Annotated in this window: 17 protein-coding genes; 4 read left to right on the top strand and 13 right to left on the bottom strand. The window is 38.9% G+C overall.

Features of this window, described 5'->3' with window-relative positions:
• Window positions 1–89: 89 nt before the first annotated feature.
• Window positions 90–1,337, bottom strand: coding sequence for a DNA polymerase IV (gene dinB, locus LJE11_RS10405; protein ID WP_227295936.1), 1,248 nt, complete (start codon window positions 1,335–1,337; stop codon window positions 90–92).
• A 194-nt stretch (window positions 1,338–1,531) separates the two neighbouring features.
• On the opposite strand from dinB, the gene LJE11_RS10400 reads away from it, so the two are divergent.
• A complete protein-coding gene (locus LJE11_RS10400; protein WP_008688138.1) occupies window positions 1,532–2,263 on the top strand; it encodes a helix-turn-helix domain-containing protein in 732 nt (243 codons plus the stop codon).
• A 56-nt stretch (window positions 2,264–2,319) separates the two neighbouring features.
• Complete coding sequence (locus LJE11_RS10395) at window positions 2,320–2,520, top strand: helix-turn-helix transcriptional regulator (protein ID WP_005344265.1); 201 nt, start codon at window positions 2,320–2,322, stop codon at window positions 2,518–2,520.
• Between the two features lie 102 nt (window positions 2,521–2,622).
• On the opposite strand, the gene LJE11_RS10390 is transcribed toward LJE11_RS10395, so the two are convergent.
• Window positions 2,623–2,997 carry an MmcQ/YjbR family DNA-binding protein gene (locus tag LJE11_RS10390; protein WP_227295934.1) on the bottom strand — a complete coding sequence of 125 codons (375 nt, stop codon included), beginning with the start codon at window positions 2,995–2,997 and terminating at the stop codon, window positions 2,623–2,625.
• A gap of 249 nt (window positions 2,998–3,246) precedes the next feature.
• On the opposite strand from LJE11_RS10390, the gene LJE11_RS10385 reads away from it, so the two are divergent.
• Both LJE11_RS10385 and LJE11_RS10380 read left to right on the top strand, forming a co-directional pair.
• Entirely contained in the window at window positions 3,247–3,570 is a 324-nt protein-coding gene (locus LJE11_RS10385; RefSeq protein ID WP_005344262.1) for a MobC family plasmid mobilization relaxosome protein, read from the top strand.
• The gene (locus tag LJE11_RS10380; protein WP_227295932.1) at window positions 3,537–4,916 is read left to right on the top strand and encodes a relaxase/mobilization nuclease domain-containing protein; all 1,380 of its coding nucleotides are present in this window, start codon (window positions 3,537–3,539) and stop codon (window positions 4,914–4,916) included. Before LJE11_RS10385 ends, LJE11_RS10380 begins: the two co-directional genes overlap by 34 nt.
• Window positions 4,917–5,091: 175 nt before the next feature.
• On the opposite strand, the gene LJE11_RS10375 is transcribed toward LJE11_RS10380, so the two are convergent.
• The 11 genes from LJE11_RS10375 to LJE11_RS10325 all read right to left on the bottom strand — a co-directional run bounded on the left by LJE11_RS10375 (window position 5,092) and on the right by LJE11_RS10325 (window position 21,704).
• Window positions 5,092–6,822, bottom strand: coding sequence for an ABC transporter ATP-binding protein (locus LJE11_RS10375; protein WP_227295930.1), 1,731 nt, complete (start codon window positions 6,820–6,822; stop codon window positions 5,092–5,094).
• Window positions 6,823–6,833: 11 nt separating this feature from the next.
• Window positions 6,834–8,573 carry an ABC transporter ATP-binding protein gene (locus LJE11_RS10370; protein ID WP_044921515.1) on the bottom strand — a complete coding sequence of 580 codons (1,740 nt, stop codon included), beginning with the start codon at window positions 8,571–8,573 and terminating at the stop codon, window positions 6,834–6,836.
• Window positions 8,574–8,704: 131 nt separating this feature from the next.
• Complete coding sequence (locus tag LJE11_RS10365; protein WP_005344256.1) at window positions 8,705–10,318, bottom strand: nickel ABC transporter substrate-binding protein; 1,614 nt, start codon at window positions 10,316–10,318, stop codon at window positions 8,705–8,707.
• 1 nt (window position 10,319) lies between these two features.
• On the bottom strand, window positions 10,320–11,051 hold the full coding sequence (locus tag LJE11_RS10360) for an ATP-binding cassette domain-containing protein (protein ID WP_049940617.1): 732 nt from the start codon (window positions 11,049–11,051) through the stop codon (window positions 10,320–10,322).
• Entirely contained in the window at window positions 11,036–11,827 is a 792-nt protein-coding gene (locus tag LJE11_RS10355; protein WP_005344247.1) for an ATP-binding cassette domain-containing protein, read from the bottom strand. The genes LJE11_RS10360 and LJE11_RS10355 overlap by 16 nt, the downstream gene beginning before the upstream one ends.
• Entirely contained in the window at window positions 11,827–12,627 is an 801-nt protein-coding gene (locus LJE11_RS10350; RefSeq protein ID WP_005344245.1) for an ABC transporter permease, read from the bottom strand. Before LJE11_RS10350 ends, LJE11_RS10355 begins: the two co-directional genes overlap by 1 nt.
• A complete protein-coding gene (locus tag LJE11_RS10345; RefSeq protein ID WP_005344243.1) occupies window positions 12,628–13,569 on the bottom strand; it encodes an ABC transporter permease in 942 nt (313 codons plus the stop codon).
• Between the two features lie 147 nt (window positions 13,570–13,716).
• On the bottom strand, window positions 13,717–14,688 hold the full coding sequence (locus tag LJE11_RS10340; protein WP_227295928.1) for a helix-turn-helix domain-containing protein: 972 nt from the start codon (window positions 14,686–14,688) through the stop codon (window positions 13,717–13,719).
• 184 nt (window positions 14,689–14,872) lie between these two features.
• A complete protein-coding gene (locus LJE11_RS20370; protein WP_255655871.1) occupies window positions 14,873–15,103 on the bottom strand; it encodes an IS66 family transposase in 231 nt (76 codons plus the stop codon).
• Window positions 15,104–15,215: 112 nt separating this feature from the next.
• Window positions 15,216–19,487 carry a non-ribosomal peptide synthetase gene (locus tag LJE11_RS10330; protein WP_227295926.1) on the bottom strand — a complete coding sequence of 1,424 codons (4,272 nt, stop codon included), beginning with the start codon at window positions 19,485–19,487 and terminating at the stop codon, window positions 15,216–15,218.
• A gap of 6 nt (window positions 19,488–19,493) precedes the next feature.
• On the bottom strand, window positions 19,494–21,704 hold the full coding sequence (locus LJE11_RS10325; RefSeq protein ID WP_005344234.1) for a bifunctional Gfo/Idh/MocA family oxidoreductase/class I SAM-dependent methyltransferase: 2,211 nt from the start codon (window positions 21,702–21,704) through the stop codon (window positions 19,494–19,496).
• Window positions 21,705–21,734 lie beyond the last annotated feature (30 nt).

Here is a 21,734-nt window from a genome sequence, read left to right as displayed (position 1 = left end):
AAATTTTTCAATATTCTTTCAATTTAGCCTTGACTTTTTATTTGCAGGCTGTTTTCTGGTTAATGCTTTTTTCAAATCTATCCCTCCAATTACCTATGAAAATAACTGTGTGGATGGATCGTGTGCGTACCAGCGTCTAAGTGGGATAAGACTTTATCCTGATACATTGCCGCTCGCTGTATACTGAAATAACCAAACCGTCGTCTGATCTCATCTACAGTACGATCCAGCTTCTCTAACTTTTCCTTTTTCTCCTGATTTCCAAATAAATCCAACTGCACGGGAATATCATCTAACACAAGATCCGCAGCTCGGATTCCCAGTCTTCTAATGGGATGTTCCCATTTATAATTATCTTTAAATAGCTGAAATGCTGCAGTTACAATCTCGTTTGTAATATTCGTTGGCTGTCGTAAATGTATCTGTCTGGAAAAACTATACAATCCATTATCTCGAACTGTAATTTCTACTGTTTTGCATTTAAATCCATGTTTCCGCAATCGTGCAGCTACACTTTCTGCCAATGCTATTTGAATGATCCAGACATCCAGATCATTTTCCAGATCTCTCGGTGTTGTGGTGCTATTACCTATCGACTTTACTGGAGCTTCATACCCTTCCTTGCAAACCGGATCTTCATCCCAGCCATTTGCGAAAGCCCATAATACATTTCCTTTTTTTCCAAAATGGTTCTCTAACAACTTTTCGTCTGATTCCGCAAGTTGCCCGATTGTCCGGATTCCAAGTTTTTGCAATTTCTTATTTGTCTGTCTTCCGACATAAAGCAAATCTAACGCAGGAAGATGCCATATCCTGTCTTTATAATTTTCTCGATTAAACTCTGTGATTGCATCCGGCTTTTTATAATCCGAGCCAAGTTTCGCATAAATCTTATTCCAGGAAATTCCAATACTCACTGTTACTCCAAGTTCGTATTTAATCCGATGGCTGATTTCTCTCGCAATTGTCATTCCGCTTCCTTTCAGATTTCCACTGTCTGATACATCCAGCCAGGCTTCATCAATTCCATATGGCTCAATTTTGTCTGTATACTCTGAATAGATTTCTCTTGCCATTTGTGAAAATCGCAAATATAAATCCATCCGTGGCGGTACAAAAATAATTTCCGGGCAAACCTGTTTCGCCTGCCATAATGCCATTCCGGTTTTTACTCCTTTTTTCTTGGCAATATAATTTGCTGTCAGTACAATTCCATGCCGGGCTTCCGGATCACCACCTACTGCCAGAGGCATTCCGGCAAATTCCGGATGATGCAGCATTTCTACACTGGCATAAAAACAGTTCATATCACTATGCAGGATCACACGCTCACTCAAACTTTTCACCTCCCAGCTGTTTCCTTCAACATGATGTCTTATCAATTTTTGTATGTTTAGTATATATCGACATTCCGGAGATAGTCAAGTAACATCTTGGTTGTATTTTCTCCATTTTGGAGATTATTGTTGATTTTATTTTTAACATACGGTATAATGCATATAGAAAATTCAAATAGAAATGAGGCGAACAAATGCGTGATTTCGGGGAAATATTAGCAGAAAATAGAAAAAAGAAAGGATACTCTCAATCAGATCTGGTAGACCTGCTTTCTCAGGAAGGTATTCAGGTCACTACAAAAGCAATCTCCAAATGGGAGACCAATGCACGAGAACCAGCTTTACATGTTTTCCTGACACTTTGCCAGTTACTTGATATCGAAGATATATATGAATCCTTCTTTGGAGAAAATCCATATAACATTATGAGTGGATTGAATGAAGAAGGCAGAAATAAATTGATTGAATTTGCTGATATTTTGAAAGCTTCTAAAAAGTTTTCTCCACTGTCTGCAAAGATTATCCCATTCCATCATCCTGTAGAAATTACCTGGGAACCAGTTTCTGCTGGTACTGGAAATTACCTGGAGGATTCTGTAAAAGAAACCTATGACGTAGGACACCTTGCTCCTGAGCAGACGGACTTTGGTGTACGGATTTCCGGTGACAGTATGGAGCCACTTTATCATACAGGCGATGTTGCATGGATTCAGAAAAAAGATTCTCTTGCTAATGGTGAAATTGGAATCTTCTATCTCAACGGCAATACTTACATCAAGGAATTACACGATGAGCCAGATGGTGTTTATCTGATCTCTTTAAATCAAAAATATCGTCCTATCCAGGTTTTGGAATCTGACTCTTTTAAAATTTTTGGAAAAGTAATCGGGAAATGCAAAGGTGCAGAAATTCCGGGATTTCATTAGATTTCAACAGCAGGTTCATGATCCTGCTGATAACAATAAGCAAAGGAAGTGATTGAATGGCAATCAATAATACATTAAAAGATATTCGTGAAGAACGGAATCTCATTCAAGCAGATTTGGCTGAAGCCATAGGTTCCTGCAGCCAGACTATAGGCCGCATCGAACGTGGAGAACGTAATCCCTCTCTTGAGATTGCAATCCGGCTGGCCCATTACCTGAAAGTGCCTGTAGAAGATATTTTTCAAGTTGAAGACTGAAGTATAACAGCCGAAAAACCGAGGAATAAAATCCCCGGTTTTCCTTTTGCTCAAAAATCAGTGTAATTCCATGATGCACAGATGCATATACGATTGCTTTTCTCATTTGTTTTCCTTTCTGCCTGCTCCATCAATCAGGTCATAACTCATATCTAAAAAGTCCAGTACCTTTGCTTCGCTGACCGAACCATCCAGTAAAATAGTGATCCAGTGCTGCTTATTCATATGATACCCAGGTAAAAATCCATAAGTCTGAATAATCATATTTGTCATGTCCGGATCACACTTTACGTCAATGATATCAACCAGCTCTCTTCCTTCTAATCCCAGTTTCGATTTTTCAACCGTCATGATCACTGCATACCATTTCCCATTCTTATGTCGAAGTACTGCACTGTCCGGTAGTTTACTCCATAAATATTCCGGAATCGTGCCATACTGTTTCTGCACATATTCAAAAATTTCTTCTTTCTTCACAATCTATTCAACTCCTAATTCTTCTGATATCCTGCCCATAATCATACCACATTTTCGTATCCCGTACTACCTGCCAAATTCTTTTGCATTTTCCCGGTTCTCCTGACTTTAACTAATAGAGAGGTAAAACAGCAAGGACAGGAAGTGAGGATACACTTCCGGGAAATCCCAATTTAGGGAACCCTGCCCTAAATTGAAAAAAGCTGAAAGCAACGATACTACTACCTTCTCAGAAAGGAGAACACGCCAATGGCTGAAAGAAAGAGAAGCAAAGAAATCCATTTCTATGTCACAGAAGAAGAACGGAAGCTTATCCGTAGAAAGATGATTGAATCAAAGACCAAAAACATGGGAGCTTATCTTCGCAAAATGGCAATCGACGGTTACATCGTCAACACAGATACCACTCCACTGAAGAAACAGTATGAGGAAATGCACAAGATTGGTGTAAATATCAACCAGATTGCAAAAAAGGTAAATACCACCGGAGATCTATATCCGGAAGAAATGCAAGAATTGAAAGAGATGGTGAAAGAATTATGGCGTATCTTAAGATCTTCCCCATTAAAGTAACAGACAAGAAAGCTCTGGACTATATTACGAATCCAGATAAAACAGATGAAAAACTGTTAGTTTCCAGTTTTGGCTGTTCCCCGGAAACTGCAGATCTTGAATTTTCTATGACTAGAGAAATGGCAAAAAAGAATGGAATGGATAAAGGTGATAACCTGGCATTTCATCTGATCCAGTCGTTCAAACCTGGAGAAGTTGATGCCGAAACCGCCCATCGCTTAGGACAGCAATTCGCAGATGAAGTACTAAAAGGAAAATATGAGTATGTGATCAGCACCCACGTTGACAAAAATCATATTCACAATCACATCATCTTCAACGCTGCAAGCTTTGTTGATCATCACAAGTATGTTTCCAATAAGCGGAGCTACCATAAACTCTGCCGGATCAGTAATCGTATCTGCCATGAAAACGGACTTACCACCAGTATGCCAATCGGAGAAAAAGGCAAAAGCTATAAAGAGAACATGGAATATCATCGTGGCACCAGTTGGAAAGCCAAGCTACGTGTTGCGGTTGATAAGGCAATCTGGGCTTCCATCAACTATGAGGAATTTCTGCAAAAGATGCAGTTAGCCGGATATGAAATCCGCCAAGGAAAGCACCTGTCCTTCCGTGCACCAGAGCAGAAAAACTTCACTTATATGAAATCTCTCGGAAGCTATTATTCCGAAGAAAATGTTCGCATCCGCCTGGCAAAAAATCGTAGCAAAGTAAAAGCTCCAAAGCATCTGTCCAGAGAAGCCCGCCTGTATATCAATATCTCCACGTATGTTACAACCGGCAATCGAGAAGGATTTGAACGATGGGCAAAGCTCAATAATTTGAAAGAGGCGGCCCGCACCTTCAACTATCTTTCCGAAAATAACCTACTGAATTATGAAGATTTCCAGCAGCATCTTTCTGATGTTAATGCTTCTGTTAAAGCGGCTGAGCAGAGAATAACGCAAATCAACAGTGAGCTGAGCACACAGAAAATCATTCGGAAACACTGTGATTCTTACCGGCTTTGCCGTAAAGTGATTGAAGATTGCAGATCTGCTAAAAATCCAAAAGCATACCGAACCAAGCATCAGGCAGAATACCAGCTCCACGATTCACTAAAAAAAGAGCTTCAGGATCTCGGTGTTACCAAAATCCCAAGCTCTAATAAAATCCAGAAACGGATTGAAAATCTTGAATCTGAACAGGCAGCTACTGTCCGCGAAAAACAGGAATTACAGAAAAAACAGAAGACACTAGATATCATCCAGCAGAATTTCATTGCTTTGATGTATACTCCAAATGTAAAATCCGATTCACTTCAGACAAAACGAGAATCAGTACCTATCTCGAGAGATGAATGAGGGCACTTTGTGCCCTCATTCATCTTCTTCTGACTCTTCCCAAAGTTCCAATCTCATTTTTTCTTAATGTATAATGTGGCACATAACCAAATGTATAACATTTTCGATCTGTCCCTCCCTGCAATGGTCTATATAGAGAAGCGAACTGTCCGTACTACTCTGGAAGTAGGAGCTCTTATCTCAATTTCCATCCAATCGCTTTCTTACGAATACCAATGAAATCTGCATAAATACCAGGCTGCCTTATCAAATCCTCATGTTTGCCTGTCTGAACAATGTGACCACCTGACAATACAAAAATCTGATCCGCATTTCTGACTGTTTTTAGCCGATGAGCTATCATAATAACCGTTTTATTCTTCGTCAGCTCTGAAATAGCGCCCATCAGAAGATTTTCATTCTCTGGATCAACACTTGATGTAGCTTCGTCTAAAATGATGATAGGAGCGTCTTTCAAGATTGCTCTGGCAATCGAAATCCGTTGTTTTTCACCGCCGGACAATGTAGCGCCTCCCTCACCAATAACGGTGTCGTAGCCATCAGGCAGACTCATAATAAAATCATGGCAGCACGCCTTTTGAGCTGCTTTTACAACTTCGTTATGGGAAGCCGCTGGATTGCCGAATTTGATATTATTTTCTATGGTATCAGCAAAAAGATATACCTTCTGGAATACCTCACTGATATTGGTGAGCAGACTGTCCAGTGTGTAATCTCGAACATCTATACCGCCGATTGTAATTTTTCCATCGTCAACATCCCAGAATCGAGCGATTAGGTTACAAAGCGTACTTTTTCCGGCACCGGACGGACCAACAATAGCCGTTACGGTTTTTTCGGGAATAGAGAGGCTCACATGATCCAGAATCTTGTGTTCTCCATAGGAAAAAGAAACATCATCAAAAACAATATTATAATTTGGGGGATTGATAGGTTTACCATGTTCGTCCATAACGGGCGTGTTATCAATTTCGTTTACCTTGTCAATCGAAACATCCAGTAACCGCAGGAGAGAGGAAGTATTCCCCGCCGACTGAAGCTGACTAAAGAGCATAAATGATGCTACTGTCATAAGCAGGCAAATGGAAAGCGCCATCGTTCCATTCAGGTAAAAGTACAACCCCTCCACTATAACAAGAATACTTGTTCCGTAGAGAATGATTTGTTGCAGCATATTGTAAGGGACGAATGTACGCTCTAATTTCAGATTTTTATCCTTGCTGTCCAGAATTGCCTGTCTCATTTTGCTATTGGAATTTTGACCGAGATTAAAGGATTTTACAATCAGCATCCCTTGAACGTATTCCAGTACATTAGAAACGAGAGTCTCCTGGGCCTGCTGTCTTTGTGGCGAAACCGTTTCCGATTTTTTCTGTAACCGGCCGATGCACCATGTAAAAAGCAGAATCCCGCACAAAATCGTCAGTCCGATCCGCCAGTCGATACAGAGCATAACAATAGTAATAATCGCTGCATGGATATAGCCGCCTAATATGTTGGTTAGCACCATGGACGCATTATTTTCAATATCGCCCATAGTCGTAGTGACGACAGAAGTCAAATTCCCCAAATTGTGATCGTTGAAATACCCCATCGGCATATATTTCATGCGATCTCCAATATGAATCCGTTTCTCCGCGCACATAAAATATCCAATTTGCACCTTGCCGAAATCTGAAATGTAGCTGCAATAAATTTTAAGCAGCATGCTTGCCAGGGTGATTCCAAATATCATCCAGATCATAGACGTAGTAAAACCGTCTGTTAAACCCGAAAAAAACATGGCTAATGCTCCAAAGGACATCATATCAAAAAGGGAGTGCAGGACAGAAAAAAGGATAGCTTTTTTCATTGTCCCCTGCATTTTCCCTGAAAACTGATAAATCTTGCTTAATGTCTTTATCATCTTCGCACCTCCTACGCCACATCTTTTGTGTCCATGTGCGCTTTCCACATTTCCTGATAGAGCGTACAGGAAGTCAATAAGTTTTCATGTGTTCCTTCGTCAATAATCTGCCCATCTTTTATGACAACAATTTTATCTGCATCGGTAATCGTAGAAAGACGGTGCGCAATCATCAGAACGGTTTTCCCGGCAATCACTTTTGCCATTGCCTCTTGAATTAAGGCTTCATTCCCGGCGTCAATGTAAGCGGTTGCCTCGTCAAGAATAACAATCGGCGCATTTTTCAGTACAGCGCGGGCAATCGCAATTCTCTGGCGCTCACCGCCCGACAAGTGACCTCCTGCACCTCCGACAACTGTATGGAATCCATTTTCCAGATTCAGAATGAAATCATAGCAGCCACAATCTCTGGCAGCCTGATATACTTCTTCATCCGTTGCGGATGGTTTTCCCATACGGATATTTTCTAAAACAGTTTCGTCAAAAAGATAGTTGTCCTGTGAAATATAAGCGATGTTATCCATAAGCTGTGACAACGGAATTTTGCGAATATCTGTTCCGTCTAACTTGACAGTTCCGTTTGTTACATCCCAAAATCCCGCAATCAGCTTCGTAATGGTAGACTTGCCGCCGCCACTGGGACCGACAAAAGCGGTAATGCTGTTTTCTGGAATAGAAAGGTTGATATTTTTTAGCAATGGCTTTTCGCTTTCATACGAAAAGCTGACGTTTTCTAACACAATATTGGAAGAATGAATAGACACCGGCGTTTCCGGGCGATCCAGTTCTTTTTCATCCAATACGGCGCACAATTCCCCGACTACTGATTTCATTTGAGAAATGCTGTCCGTAAAGTTCATGGCATTTAAAATTGGTGTGATAATACCCAATGACAGCACGATACAGGTAACAAATGCCGGAACGCTCAGGCTCCCGTTCCGGTACAGGACACAGCCAATAGGAAGAACACACACTAACACACTGGGCCAGATTGTAACAAGCATGGATTTGTAAAGCTGCACGCTTTTCATCCAGTTCACAGCATAGGCCGCATTATCTTCAACGGCATCTGAATATTTCTGGTAAGAATTAGCAGACTGATTAAACGCCTTAATGACTTCTATTCCGCCGATATACTCAACCACAGTGCTGGTCATTTTACGCATGCGCATAATAAGACCCTGGAATTTTTCTTCATATCCATTTGCCATTCCCTTATAGCACAACATACCAATCGGCAGGGTAATCAATGCAGCCAGCGCCATTCTCCAATCCAAAAACAGTAGGTAAATCAGAATACAAATCGGAATACAGAGATTCGCTGTCAGCTCCGGTACTAAATGCGCAAGGGTCGTTTCCATTCCCTCCACACGATCTACCAAGACATTTTTTAATTCTCCCGATGGGGTGTTAATCATATAGCCCATCGGAACCCTGGTAAGTTTATCTGCTAGTTTCAGGCGGATCTCCGCCAGAGTTGCGAAAGTGGCCGTATGGGAAACTAAAGTAGAGAAATTTGCAAAGCATACTTTCCCAAGGAAACCAATTCCCGCAATCAGACACCACTCCATATAGACGGACACAGATGTCTCTCCATCCATCAAGAGAATCACAATTTTTGAAACTGCAAAAAACGGTAGCAATCCGGCGGCAACACCCAGGATTGCCAAAATCACTGAAAGAACATATTCACCCTTATATGGAGCGGCAAGTTCCATCAGTCTGGACATGGGATTATCTTTCTTGTCCATTTCACATACGCTCCTTTTCATAAAAATAGAGATTGGTTAAACACTTCTAACCAACCTCTATTATATCTATTCGGCTATTTTCTGCCACTCTGATAGGGCGTTAAACACTCCATTTAGACATTGGATTATATTTATTCCGCAGGCTGTACGTTATCGATCTCAAAGAACTGTGGCACGCTGGAGAAAGTATATCCGGCGATTTTGGAGGAATTATATACAACCAGATCCTTAGAATAGGAGATCGGAAGGTCAATCACATTGTCGTTGGAAACATTCAGTGCAGTAGCAATCGCACTCTGAACCACTTCGGGATCAGCAGAGGTGGAGAACGCATTTACCGCATCCGAATAGCTCTGGAAATCCTCAAGTGCCTGCAAGGAAATAGCATGAGGATCAGCACCGAGGGATTCCTGCAGGAACTTGTGCGGTTCAGTATAAGACCCTTCTGTATTCCATGTTGTAATGTCATAATTTCCTGCAACGCCTTCGGTCCACCAGGTCATCTGATCCTGGCCGGTAGTGGTTACGTCAATACCAACCTCTGCAAGCTGGGTCTTAATTGCAAGAGCCATGTCCTGTGCAAGAGAAAGATCAGTCCAATAGGTGTAATTCAGGGAAAGCTGCTGTCCATCTTTTTCACGGATACCAGTGCTTTCATTCATCACCCATCCAGCTTCATCCAGAAGTGCATTTGCTTTATCCAGATCATAGCTCCATGTGCTGTTATAAGTAATGTCTGTGTAGGGTGCTCCGGGTGCAAACAGGCTGGTGGCCGGAGTTTCGTATCCATAGGTCAGGCCCTTGGTGATTTCTTCCTTATTGACAGCGTATGCAATCGCCTGGCGAACCTTAAGATCGCTCAAAATTTCGCTGGACGCATTCAGAACCAGGTTCCGGGTCAGGGTATTTCCATCATTGATTGCGCCCTCGATCCCATCCAGAGAAAGAGCCTGATTATAGTCATCATAGCTGAGAAGGTCAGCACCGTAAATCAGGTCAACCTCACCAGTCTGTAATGCCTGAAGTCTGGAAGATGCCTCCGGGATATACTTTATGACAACTTCATCATAGTAAGGAGCTTCGCCCCAATAGTTTTCATTTCTGACAAAACGGGTGCAGTCACCGGAAATCATTTCTTCGCGGATGTATGGACCAGTGCCGACAACATCTGTGAATGTCTGGAAGTTTTCAGCTTCAAACACATTCGGGGACATCATACCAGCAACATTCTGGAAGCAGAAGTCATTGATATAAGAGAAGCAAGGGGCAGCATAATGAACGGCCACCGTGTATTCGTCAACAACCTCTACGCTTTCAATGTTGTAAATGCCCTTGATACCGCTAAAATTAGGGTTGGAACGGTCAAAGTCCAGAATTTCCTTTACGCTTTCCGCATTAAAAGCGGCTCCATCTGTAAAAGCAACATCCTGACGGAGCTTAAAGGTAAGGACAGTATTTGTCTCATCCCATCCCCATTCCTCGGCCAGTTCGGGAACAATTTCCCCGTCCTCATAGGCGACTAAAGTCTCATAGACCAGGCCACAGGCAATATTGTTTTCCTTGTTCATGGTCAGTGTCGTAAGGCTGTCCAATTCCTTAGCCGTGACGATCGTCAGTACCTTCGCTTCGTTTTCACCGCCAGTCTGCGTCTGATCGGAGGTATCATTCTGACCACAGCCGACCATAGACAGAAGCATACTCACGCCCAATACAGCGGCGAGAAGTTTCTTGTAAATCTGTTTCATGTTATCCTTGTCCTTTCTGGTTTGATAATTGATCTATTAGATAGCCTTGCTCGGCGATCCGTCCCTCCCGCATGATGATAATCCGATTTGCAATACGCATTGCGTCCTTTCTGCTATGCGTAATGAAAATGCAGGAGCTGCCGGATAGCTTCACAAAGTTCTCTACTAAAGTAAGTACGGCATCCGCCGAAATCAGGTCAAGCCCGCTGGTCACTTCATCCATGATTAAGTAATCAGGTTCCACGGCAATCGCCCGAAGCAAAGAGAGCCGCCTCTGTTCGCCGCCCGAAAGCTGACGGACAGGCGTTTCCAAAAGCCCATAATCCATGTGTACGGCATCCATCAAATCTAAAATATGTTTTTTTCTTTCGGCTCTTTTCTTATCAGTTAAGTTCACCAGTGCTTCTTCTACATTTGCGTATGCAGACCTGGCAGGATTTAAAGTGCCGGAAGAATCCTGAAAAACAGCCTGTATTTTTTTACGGTGCTGTTTCCATGTTCGATAATTCCAACAGGTTATATCTTCACCATCCAGTAATATTTTGCCAGAAGTTGGTTTCTCAATGCCGATCAGAAGTCTTGCCAGCGTGCTTTTTCCCGATCCGCTTTCTCCCTCAATAGCAAGACTTTCACCTTTACAAAGGTGGAGGTTGATGTCCGAAAGCGCATTAAAATCTCCCTGGTTCACATTATGATATACCTGATTTACATTCTGGATTACAATTTCTCCCATTTCCATTCACCCCGACTTTCCCTATGGCTCAACGCGGAAAATTGTTTCATCCAGTCTGTCTGCGGACTTGACAAGAGTTTATCCATCGTTCCATGCTCAATAATTTTTCCGGCTCCCAGAACATAAACGTTCTGACATAAGTTTTTAAGTGCGGCCACATCATGGGATACAAATAATATGCCTTTGTCCTTCATTTGCTCCTGCATGATGAGAAGCAATAAATCCCTGTTTTCTTCATCCAATGCAGCGGTTGGTTCATCGGCTAAAACATAATCCGGCGACATTCCCAATAAGATTGCCGCAGCTACTCGTTGTAGCATTCCGCCTGATAGTTCAGACGGATATGCACCCAAAATCCGATCCGTGTCTTTTAGATTTACGGAAACCAGTTTCTCTTTCGCCAGGTCAGTTGCTTCACTTGTATTCAAATGCAAACGATTGACAAAGGTTTCCCGCATCTGATAACCGATTTTTAATCGGCTGTCAAAAGCCGTCATAGGGTTCTGGGGGATAAATCCAAGCTTCTTTCCACAAAGCTCACGATGTGACTTGCGGGAAAGATGTGATAAATCTATATCGTCCAACAAAATTTTCCCGGCATCAATATGACAGCTTGTGTGAAGCATCCCCAAAATGCTCCGCAGCAAAGTTGTTTTTCCAGAGCCGCTTTTACCTGTAAGTCCAATCACATGGCCTGCAGGAATTTCCATAGATATGTCTTTCAGAAGGTAGCGGCCTGACCGTTCCTTGACATCTAACTGTTCAATTTTTAACATCACTCTGCCTCCTTCGTTGTCAACTGCCTGCCAATGACGTTAAAGCAGAGTGTCGATAAAATTACCGCCCCTATTGGATAGAGAATCATGGTCGGGTGAAGAACCAAAGCACCCCTTGCGTCTAAAATCATACTTCCCCAATCTACTACATTATCACCAAGCCCTAATCCAATAAAGGAAAATCCGGTAATAGCCAGAATCATATCCGCACAGGAAAGGCACAGAAAGCGAATCATTTCGGCAATCAAATTCGGGAAAATATGAATCAGCATGATTCTGAGCTTTGAAGCGCCGGAAGCGATTGCACACATGACATAAGCTTTTCCCATTTCCATGTCGGTACGGGTACGAACCAGTTTTATGTATCTCAAAATGTAAGACACAGTGAGCGCGACAAGAGTAGTTTTCGCTCCGCTGCCCCAGGCTCCAATAAACACAATTAAATACGCAATCGGGGGAATGGCTGTAACAGCGTTAATCAGGCCATCAATAAGTGCATTTTCTTTCATAATGGCCCGGCTTGTCACCATTCCGATAACAGTGCCAAGCAGAAAAACAATAAGAGAGCCTCCTAATACAATCCCCAGCGTTGTCCAGCCACCATAAAGAATCCGTGACAGAATGCAGTGCCCTAAAGCATCCGTACCAAACGGATATTCTGCGCTGGGATCAGCATATCTCTCCAACAAGTTTGATTTCATTGGATCGTTGGGTGCAAATAAAAATCCGGCAAAAAAGAAAATAATCACAAGGGTTGGAATGAAAATCGCACACCATTTCCGAAAACGCTTCGTTTTCATTTACGCCACCCCCTTTTTACGCCCGATTGCCCACTGCACCAAGTCAGCGGCAATGTTGCAAAGAGCAATCGCCAGCGCCAGAAAAAACACCTCGGCGTGTATCATGGGAGTATCGCGATCAAGCACATGGTTTACAATCAGATAACCAAATCCCGGAATTGAAAAAATGGATTCAATCACCGTTGCGTTAGCCAGTGCCAAACCAATGCTTTGTAAAAAGTTTGGAACTAAACCCATCGCTGCCCGCGGAAAAAAATGGCACAGCAAAAGCCTTTTTTCCGAAAGCCCACGGCAACGGGCATAAAATGCGTAATCCTCGTTGCTTTCATGCTCCAGAGCATCCATCAGAAGCGGCGTATAGAAAGAAGCCCCGAATACGCCAATGCAGATTGCCGGAGATATGTAGCTGAGTAGGGTTGTATTTCCTGCCACAGAAATTAATGACTTTTGAACAGCAAAATAATCCAGATAAACGGTTGCCAAATAGAAAGAGGGTATGGACACACCCAAAATGCACAAAAGCCTGACTGCCTTTTTCGGAAGTTTCCAGGGAAGTAAAAAGGCAATACAACTAACGATTACAATGAAAACAACCTGAAAGATAGATGCCAGAGCTACAATTCCAAGCGTTTTCGGAAAGGCTGTGGCAATATCCGTCCAAACATCATGTCCATTTGCCAAAGAAACGCCTAAATCAAAATGCAGTAAGTCCCATACCCAACGGCCATACTGGACAAGCAATGGTTTATCAAACCCCAACTGAATCCGAATCTTTTCAATCTGTTCCGCTGTGGGGTTTCCGATCATCCTCTTTGCATAAGCTGTGGCTGGATCAACGGATGACAGTCTCATCAGCAAGAAAGACAGTAGAGTTACAAACAATAAAGTAAATATCAGCTCAACCAGTTTCCGTAGGATATATTTTCTCATATCCCGTTTCATAATACCGACTCCTTCGCGGGTTAGAACAATCTAACCTCTATTCAAAAAAAAGAGCGTCTGCACGACGCTCTTAAATCATCTGCTAGTACAGATGATAGTATATTGTATCTGGTATTTTGCCGCCACTCTAAAAAGACCAAACATCCTCTATTTGGACAACTTTTTTCGGAACTCGGAAGGCAGTTCTCCAAATTCCTTTTTGAATACTTCGGAAAATTTACTTGGATTATCGTATCCCATTTTAGCCGCAATTTCTGTTATGCTGTCAGAAGTATCCCGAAGCAAGATCGTGGCAGCCTGCATACGATAGGATTTCATATAAGCATAAATAGAACACCCATAAACGCCCTTGAAGCAAACCTTCATTGAGGTAAGAGGAATTTCAAATTTTTCTGATAACTCCTGCAAAGTATAATGGTTGCGAAGATCAGCTGTCATATATTCCTGCATTTTCTTTATTGTTTGTACTTGATTTCTTGCAAAATATCTTCGTTCTTCCTGGTAATCCTGAAGCGAAACCTGATTCAGAAACATCAGCAATTCCAACACTTTCACTTTTAAATAGTAAACGATCATCCGAGGCTCCACCCGATAAAGTTCCGAAAAAATATGTTCAATTTCGCTTTGAGTTCTTAATACAATGCAGGTATCATTCTTGCAAAACTTATCTGCAATCGAAAAGACATCTATATTCAGACCTCCAATCACACTTTCTATCCGCTTCATAGTTTGATCTGCCGTAGGCAGATCAATGGTAATAGAAATGCCGTGATAATGCGACAACGGAAAGTAAGTTGATGTAGTTTCGTTTGTCAGGCGGTTAATTGCAAGATCGCCAGCACCGACATACTGATAATCTCCATTAGCAAATTCGCATTCAAAACGTCCCTCCCGGCAATGATTGATTTCAAGTACATCAGAGTGCGGAAGCTTGTTTTGATTCTGTCCATCGCTCATGTGAAAATCATTATAGAATAATTCAATACCCGGAAGAATTTCATAGCGAGTGATAACACCCTCCCCAGTTACATTTTTCATTCTGTAAATGGAGCAGCCATCTTCGCTGACAATTTTTTGAATTTCCGGGTCAAAAAAGTCTGTAAATTGCTGTTCGCTCATTTGTATTTTCTCCCTGATTAGCATAAGTAAACCACAGTTAGTATAGCATATTTTCATGGCCGCAGTCCATGGATGTTTTTTGAATTTTGAAGTATGCGTGTTGTTTATGTTACTGTTCAGGTGCGAACTTGATTAAGAAAAGCCGGTGGTGTAAACTGTAATCAGTCAAAACCACTGGCTCTTCTTAATCCAGAATCCTGGATACTCTATCAAAGAGGTTACTTTCATTTTGTCGCATCACAACCAGCATGCTCATGCTTTTACAGAGATAATCGTGGCTTTGGTTACTCCGGAAGGACACGACCTGCTTTTGCTTTCTTTTATAGTTGCGAAGCTGTCTCTCGGCTTCATTATTACTTGTCGGAACCCTTCTGTCATGCAGGAACATGAGATGGTTTTTCATCAGTTTGTCCATGCGTAGGTACAGGTTGTATCTGGTGTTAGCATATAAGTCCGGACAAGTGGCTCCGAAGAAATCGGAGTAATCATTCTCCTTATTGTATTGATTCACCTAATTATTTCGGATACTATTTCTCTGTAATCATATTTACTAACTTCTGAATATTGTTTACATCAGTAAAACATGTAAGATGATTTCCAGGAATCATAATAACAGTAACATCACCAATGCAATTTTCTCTCCAAAAATTTATAACTTCTTCACTTCGATGGAATACAATTTTCTCTGTATCTTCTGCTATAAATAAACGAATATCACCTAAATATGGTATAGGTTTATATATAGCTCCATTTGTACTTTGTTTGAATATATCAAATAAATAGACAAACATTTGAATTGGCATATTTTTCGATACACTGTTTATATACAGTCTTATTCTTTCCTCTTTCTCAATCTCCCGAAGACCATTTATGTATTCTTCTACTTTATTTTTAGATTTCTGTTCTATTCCTGTATATTTTCCAAATTTCTCATCCATATATTCATATAATTCCCGCTCATTTAATTGATATTCCGCCAACACAGGATACGTTATATTTACCATAGGTAAAAACATTAGTTCCATTACTACCTCATCCTCAATACTATATTTCCCTGGTATACTATCAATCAGAGAGACATCAATAACATCAACTCCCTTATCCATCATATTTTTTGCAACCTCAAAAGCTATCATTCCGCCAACACAATGTCCAATAAGTTGTATTTTATCATAGCCTAAGTCAAGTATAATTTTTGTATATTTATCAGCAACACTCTCATATAAATGCCCTGCATAAAAATCTAAATATTGCTTTACATTATTTAATGCTATACTAACAATAGTCCCCTTTTCTTCATTACATAGACCTTGTATAAATGGTAAAAATTCATCAATCGATCCCAAGCCAGCGTGGAAAATCACAACTAATTTATCTTCTTTCCCTTTTTTATGAATTTTTAGCTTGCCAAGTTCTTCCTCATTTACCTCAGCATCTTCATATCTGCTATTCACTTCTTTTTTTAAAATAATTTGATCTATGTATGAAACTATCTCACTCAAAGTCGGGGAATTAATCGTCTGTTTCAGCAATATATCAAACGGTACATCACATTGACTCCCACTTTCTTTTAAAAAATTTCGTATTTTTCCAACTGCTTGTGCCATAATCAAAGAATCTGCTCCAAAACTACGCAAATCCGAATCTGGTCTAATATCGCTTCTCTGTAGCAATTTACACCATATCTCTTTTATCGGAAAATAAGTAGATGAATCACTATTTATTGTGTTTTTCGTATCTGCCTCTTTTTTGCCCTCTACAATTTCTATATTTTTAAGATATTTTCTGTCAATTTTACCATTAGATGTTAATGGCAATTTCATTACACGTATATTGTATGGAATCATATATGCCGGAAGCATTCGTTTTAACTCATTTAATACATATAGGCTAAAATCTTCCGTAAATTCAGATGGCTGCGGTTCAACATATGCAATTACTCTTTTTTCTCGTCCCTTTTCTCTACACAAAACTGCAGCATATTTAACGGATTTAATTTTTTCTATATTAGCCTCGATTTCTCCTAACTCAACCCTAAATCCATTCAATTTTACTTGAGTATCACGCCGACCTAAAAATTCAATATTTCCATCTTCTAAATATTTTCCTTTATCACCTGTATCATACATTCTTTCTCCATTTACCATAATAAATGCTTTCTCGGTTAGTAGCGGTTCATTTAAATACCCTTTTGCCAATCCTATACCAGAAATGAAAATATCTCCAACAGCACCCAACGGGCATATTTCTTTTTTACTATCCAATACATAAACTTCTTGATTTGGAAGAGCTTTTCCATATGGTATACTTTTCCATTCATCAAAAAGGTATTCATATTCATAATATATTGACCAAATTGCTGCTTCTGTTGCTCCACCTAAACTAATTACCCGTGTTTTTTCCATACAAGCAGAGATTAATCTTTCTGGCAAAGTGAGCGGTATCCAATCACCAGACAGCAATGAGCACCTTATGTTAAACTGTTCCGTTCTTTTTTCATTTTCTCTGTATTCCAGAATCATCTGCATTATGGCTGGAACAGAATTCCATACAGTAATTTTTTGTTTCACTATCGTCTCAAATAAATAAGAAGGATCTGCAATTCTGTTTTCATCAGGTAAGAACAATTTTCCTCCTGCCGACAAAATTCCAAATATGTCATAAACTGATAAGTCAAAACTTAATCGAGATACTCCAAAAACTATATCATTAGTGGAAATATTCAGCATTTTATTTACATAATATATTGTATTCAATGCAGACAAATGAGAAATAGCAACCCCCTTAGGTTTTCCCGTACTCCCAGATGTAAAAATAACATACGCTATGCTGCTATTGGGGACTTGCGGAATTTGTTTTGTAATTATTTCATTGTTTTGTTTGTCTGCATAAATGTACTTAACATCTAAAAACATTAACTCTATCTTGCTACAACTACTTATCAAAACATATTTTATTCCCGCCTGTTCAATAATTTCATTTATGCGTTTCTTAGGTTGTTGAATATCTATCGGTACATATGTGCATCCGTTCATTAAAACGCCAAGAACACTTGCTATTTGATAGTTTGATTTTGGCATAAAAATCCCCACAAGATCTCCTGGAATGCACCCTTCCTGTTGAAGTTTATTTTGAACGAACCAGCTTTTTCTTACTAATTTACTGAAAGACCATATTTCATTTTCATCTTGAACTGCTTCTTTTTCGGGACATAATTCTGCCATTTCCAAAATAGAAGAATACAACAAGCCACTCGGCAAATCATATTTTTTCTTACTAATTTTAATGTTTTTATTTAATATAGCAGTCACCTTTTCTACATTCCAATTTTCTGCGTCAATCAAAAAATTGCAAATTAAATCTTGAAACATTAAAAACATTTCATCTATAACCTCAGGCAAAAAAATTCCTTCTCGCACATCCCAATTTATTAATAACTCATCGTCCTGATCAAACACTTGACAATCAATAAACACCTGTGGAGTTTGAGAAATACCATTTTGATAATATTTACCATGGTAACCTTCTTTCTTAGTATTCCGGATCACTCCAATTCCACTAGTAAATACATATGGCATGATAATATTCTCTTTGCCTTGAGACAATTCACGTAATACTTCAACACCAGAAAAAAACTTATGTTCCATATCTGTTAATAATTGTTGCTGAATTTGTTTCACGTATTCTCTAAAACTCTTCTGAATTGAGAAATCAACTGCCAACAAATTTATTGAAGTAAAATCCCCAACAATATTATTTACTTTGCTTTCATAACTGTTTCTATTTAAAGTCGTTAAATTCATAACAAATTTTTTGTTGGTACTCCATTTTGAAATAACCATAGCGTATGCAGATAAAATAACAGCAGAACTTGTCAATCCCATCTTACTAGAAATCAATTGTATAGTTTTCCACTTGTTTTTTTCAACAACAAATTTGTATCTTTTAAATATAACATTTTTATCAATATTCTCAACAGCATTAATAATAGGGAGATCCGGTTTTTCAGGAAACTCAGCTAAGCGTTCTATCCAATATTCACGATCAGAAAAATATTTTGGTGTATACTTCTTTACTTTTTCACAGTATATATAATCACTAAAATTGTATTCAATTCTAGGTAATGAAGCCGTTGGATTTTGATATAACTTTTCAAATTCGTCTATTAATATCCATATGCTTGCCCAATCCGCTATCATAAAATCGATAGAAATACCCAGAATAGCCTTATTGTGACCAGATACACACCCTATATCAAACATAGGCCATTTTGAAGCATCATATATTTTATGTCCTAATTCAGTTTGCAAAGTTTCTTGCGTATATGTTATGTTGCGATTTGTATACAACGTATACCAAGGAGTATCTCTTAAAATTTTTTGAATTCCTGTATCACTAAAGATTACTCGCAGCATAGGATGTCGATTAATTAGAATATTCCACACTTCCTCTACACGCTGAGAATCCAATTCAGAATACTCAACCTCCATATAAATGTGGCACGCTGCATTTCCATATTGAAAAATATTTTTTCTTCCAATCAAATACGCAGACTGTACATCTGTTAATGGAAAACTGTCTCCTTGCTTTCCTTTCCATAGTTTTTCTGGATGCTCGGTACAATTAATAATTGTCAGAAGTTCATTTTTACATTTTCTTATTTCCTCTATGACTTCATTTGTCATAATTCCTGACGGCGCTCTATATTTTATTTTTCCATCAACATTACTAAGTTTTACTTTCTTATCCTGCAATTTTACAAAAAGTTCAAAAGCCTTTTTTAAATTATTTGCATCCATAGCGTATTATTCCTTCCTTATAATAAATAACTTTTGATTTAATGGTGCTAATGGACTAGTATCACTTGGCACTACCACTAACTCTCTTTCACTTATTCCGCAACCCCAAAAAACTTCTTTCCATTCCTCCATTTTCAAAAAAGTTTCATTACATACTTCCCTTGCATCTGTTGGCCGGCTCATCATAAATGATTGTGATAACATTAACTCATAATTCTCTCCCACTGGCTCAGCAATAAGAGCAATACCGCCATGTACTAAGCTGCATATGATTTGTCTCATAGAATAATCCGTATTGACAGCATTATTCATCATTCCAGCAGCTATGACAATGTCCACACTCTCTTCAGCAATTCCCTGGTCACTTAAGTTAGAATCAATATTTATCACCTTATACTCTAATTCTTCTTTTCCCTGGTACTTTTGAGCAGCAAAATTGAGAAAATATTTTGTAATATCAGAATAAATATATGCTATTTTTTTAGTTGAATTTTCAAGAACCTTTAATATTCTGTCTGTTGTTGCTCCTGTTCCTGCTCCCAATTCTAATATCCTAATTTTATCTTTTTTAGTATGTTCTATAGCGAATGAAAGAATCTTTTCTATACAATATGCAAGATATTTTTCCATTAAATTTTCTCTATAGAAACAATTAGCTAACTCTATTGTTCCTTCCGGAAACAATAATAACGCAGCATTCATTTCTCCTGATAACAAAGCTTCCATTTTTTCAATATGTTTTAAATAATAATTAATGACATGTTCTCCTGATAATTTTCCAACCCACTTATCAGACACAATTTTCCAATTGTCTTTCTCACATATACTTGTATTTTTCTTTTTCCATTTAATTTTCCCAGCATTACATTCTATATATCCATTTTCACTTAAAGCATTAAGCCACCTTTGTAAAATATGCATATTTGAATCTGCCACCTTTAAGCAACTTACAATTTCTGTTATTGATATATTCTCCTTCTCCCCAGTCGCCTCGTACAGTTTGTATGAAATAGACTCCAAACATGCGATATTCATTATATGTTTTGCTTCTTCAACATAACCATATGTAATATCTGGTTCCAAATAAAAGTCAATATTGTTTGCAGTTTTTTTGATTTCTAGTGAATCATTTAAAAAGGTGTTTTTTTCTTCAAAAAAATCTAAAACATAGTTATTTAAATCAACTGCATGATTTGCATTTTGATACAATCTTGGGTAGCCAATCTTTTGAGTTATAAGCCCCCATATACTGGGAATTACAATTTCACTTTGAATTTTCCGACGATATTCCGTCATTTTTTCAAAATAAATATTATCTATAAATTCTTTAATTTCTTTTTTTATAGCATCTATCCATTTTTTGCAAAAAATATCTTTATAGCTCAACTCACTTTCTGACTCATACCAGTACATTTTACTGTCAAATATCCTCTGATCTAATTCATCCCCCTTCTTGATAAATAAGTCATGAGCAGCTCGAAATTGCGGTTTCCAAATAATCGGTCCATTAACATCAACCATGAAAAGCATTCCTTCCGATGTATAAATATTTATCTGTTGTAAATAATAGCAATAACTATCAGAATCGACTGTATTTACAGAATTATATACTTTAATACTCAACGGTATATCGTTAATACTACCTGAAGCAATAAAAAAATCTTGATTTTGTATCCAAAAATTTTCAATCGAAAATCTTGCCTTTTCCCTGAAAATTCTCAAAATATTGTCCAGTAGACTATATATAACTTGATTAGCACAAGCACATTCTATTGACAATATTTCATTTTTCCTCAACAGCCCTTTAGAGCACTCAATGTATTTATGAACAGTGTCCATGTACTTATAAAAATTTGCTACATGAAAAAATACCCCCTTCTCAATTGAACATTTTACACATTTTTTCATCTCGTCTATATGAATAGGCTGTTCAATGAATACATGAATACCTTTAGACAAAAATTTTAATGCCAGTTCACTTCCATCACCTCCCATTACACCCGTTCTGACAGCAATAAATACAATGTCTATATCCTCTGGGATTTTATCTATCGATGTATATAAATTAACATTATATTTTTCAGCACATAGCCTTGATCGTTCACTTCCATTAGAAAAAATGCCTATGAATTCCACGCACTCTTTCATCTTACTAATAGCATCTATATAAAATTGTCCAAACTTACTACCACATACAAGTGACTTTAATTTTCTCATTTTCTCACCTTCTCAATAAAATAGGGACAA

This window comes from Blautia sp. DFI.1.216 (assembly GCF_020594215.1).
Classification (GTDB): Bacteria; Bacillota; Clostridia; order Lachnospirales; family Lachnospiraceae; genus Blautia_A; species Blautia_A wexlerae.
The sequence above is the reverse complement of the archived record's forward strand: the minus strand, read 5'-3'. Positions and strand labels throughout refer to the sequence as shown.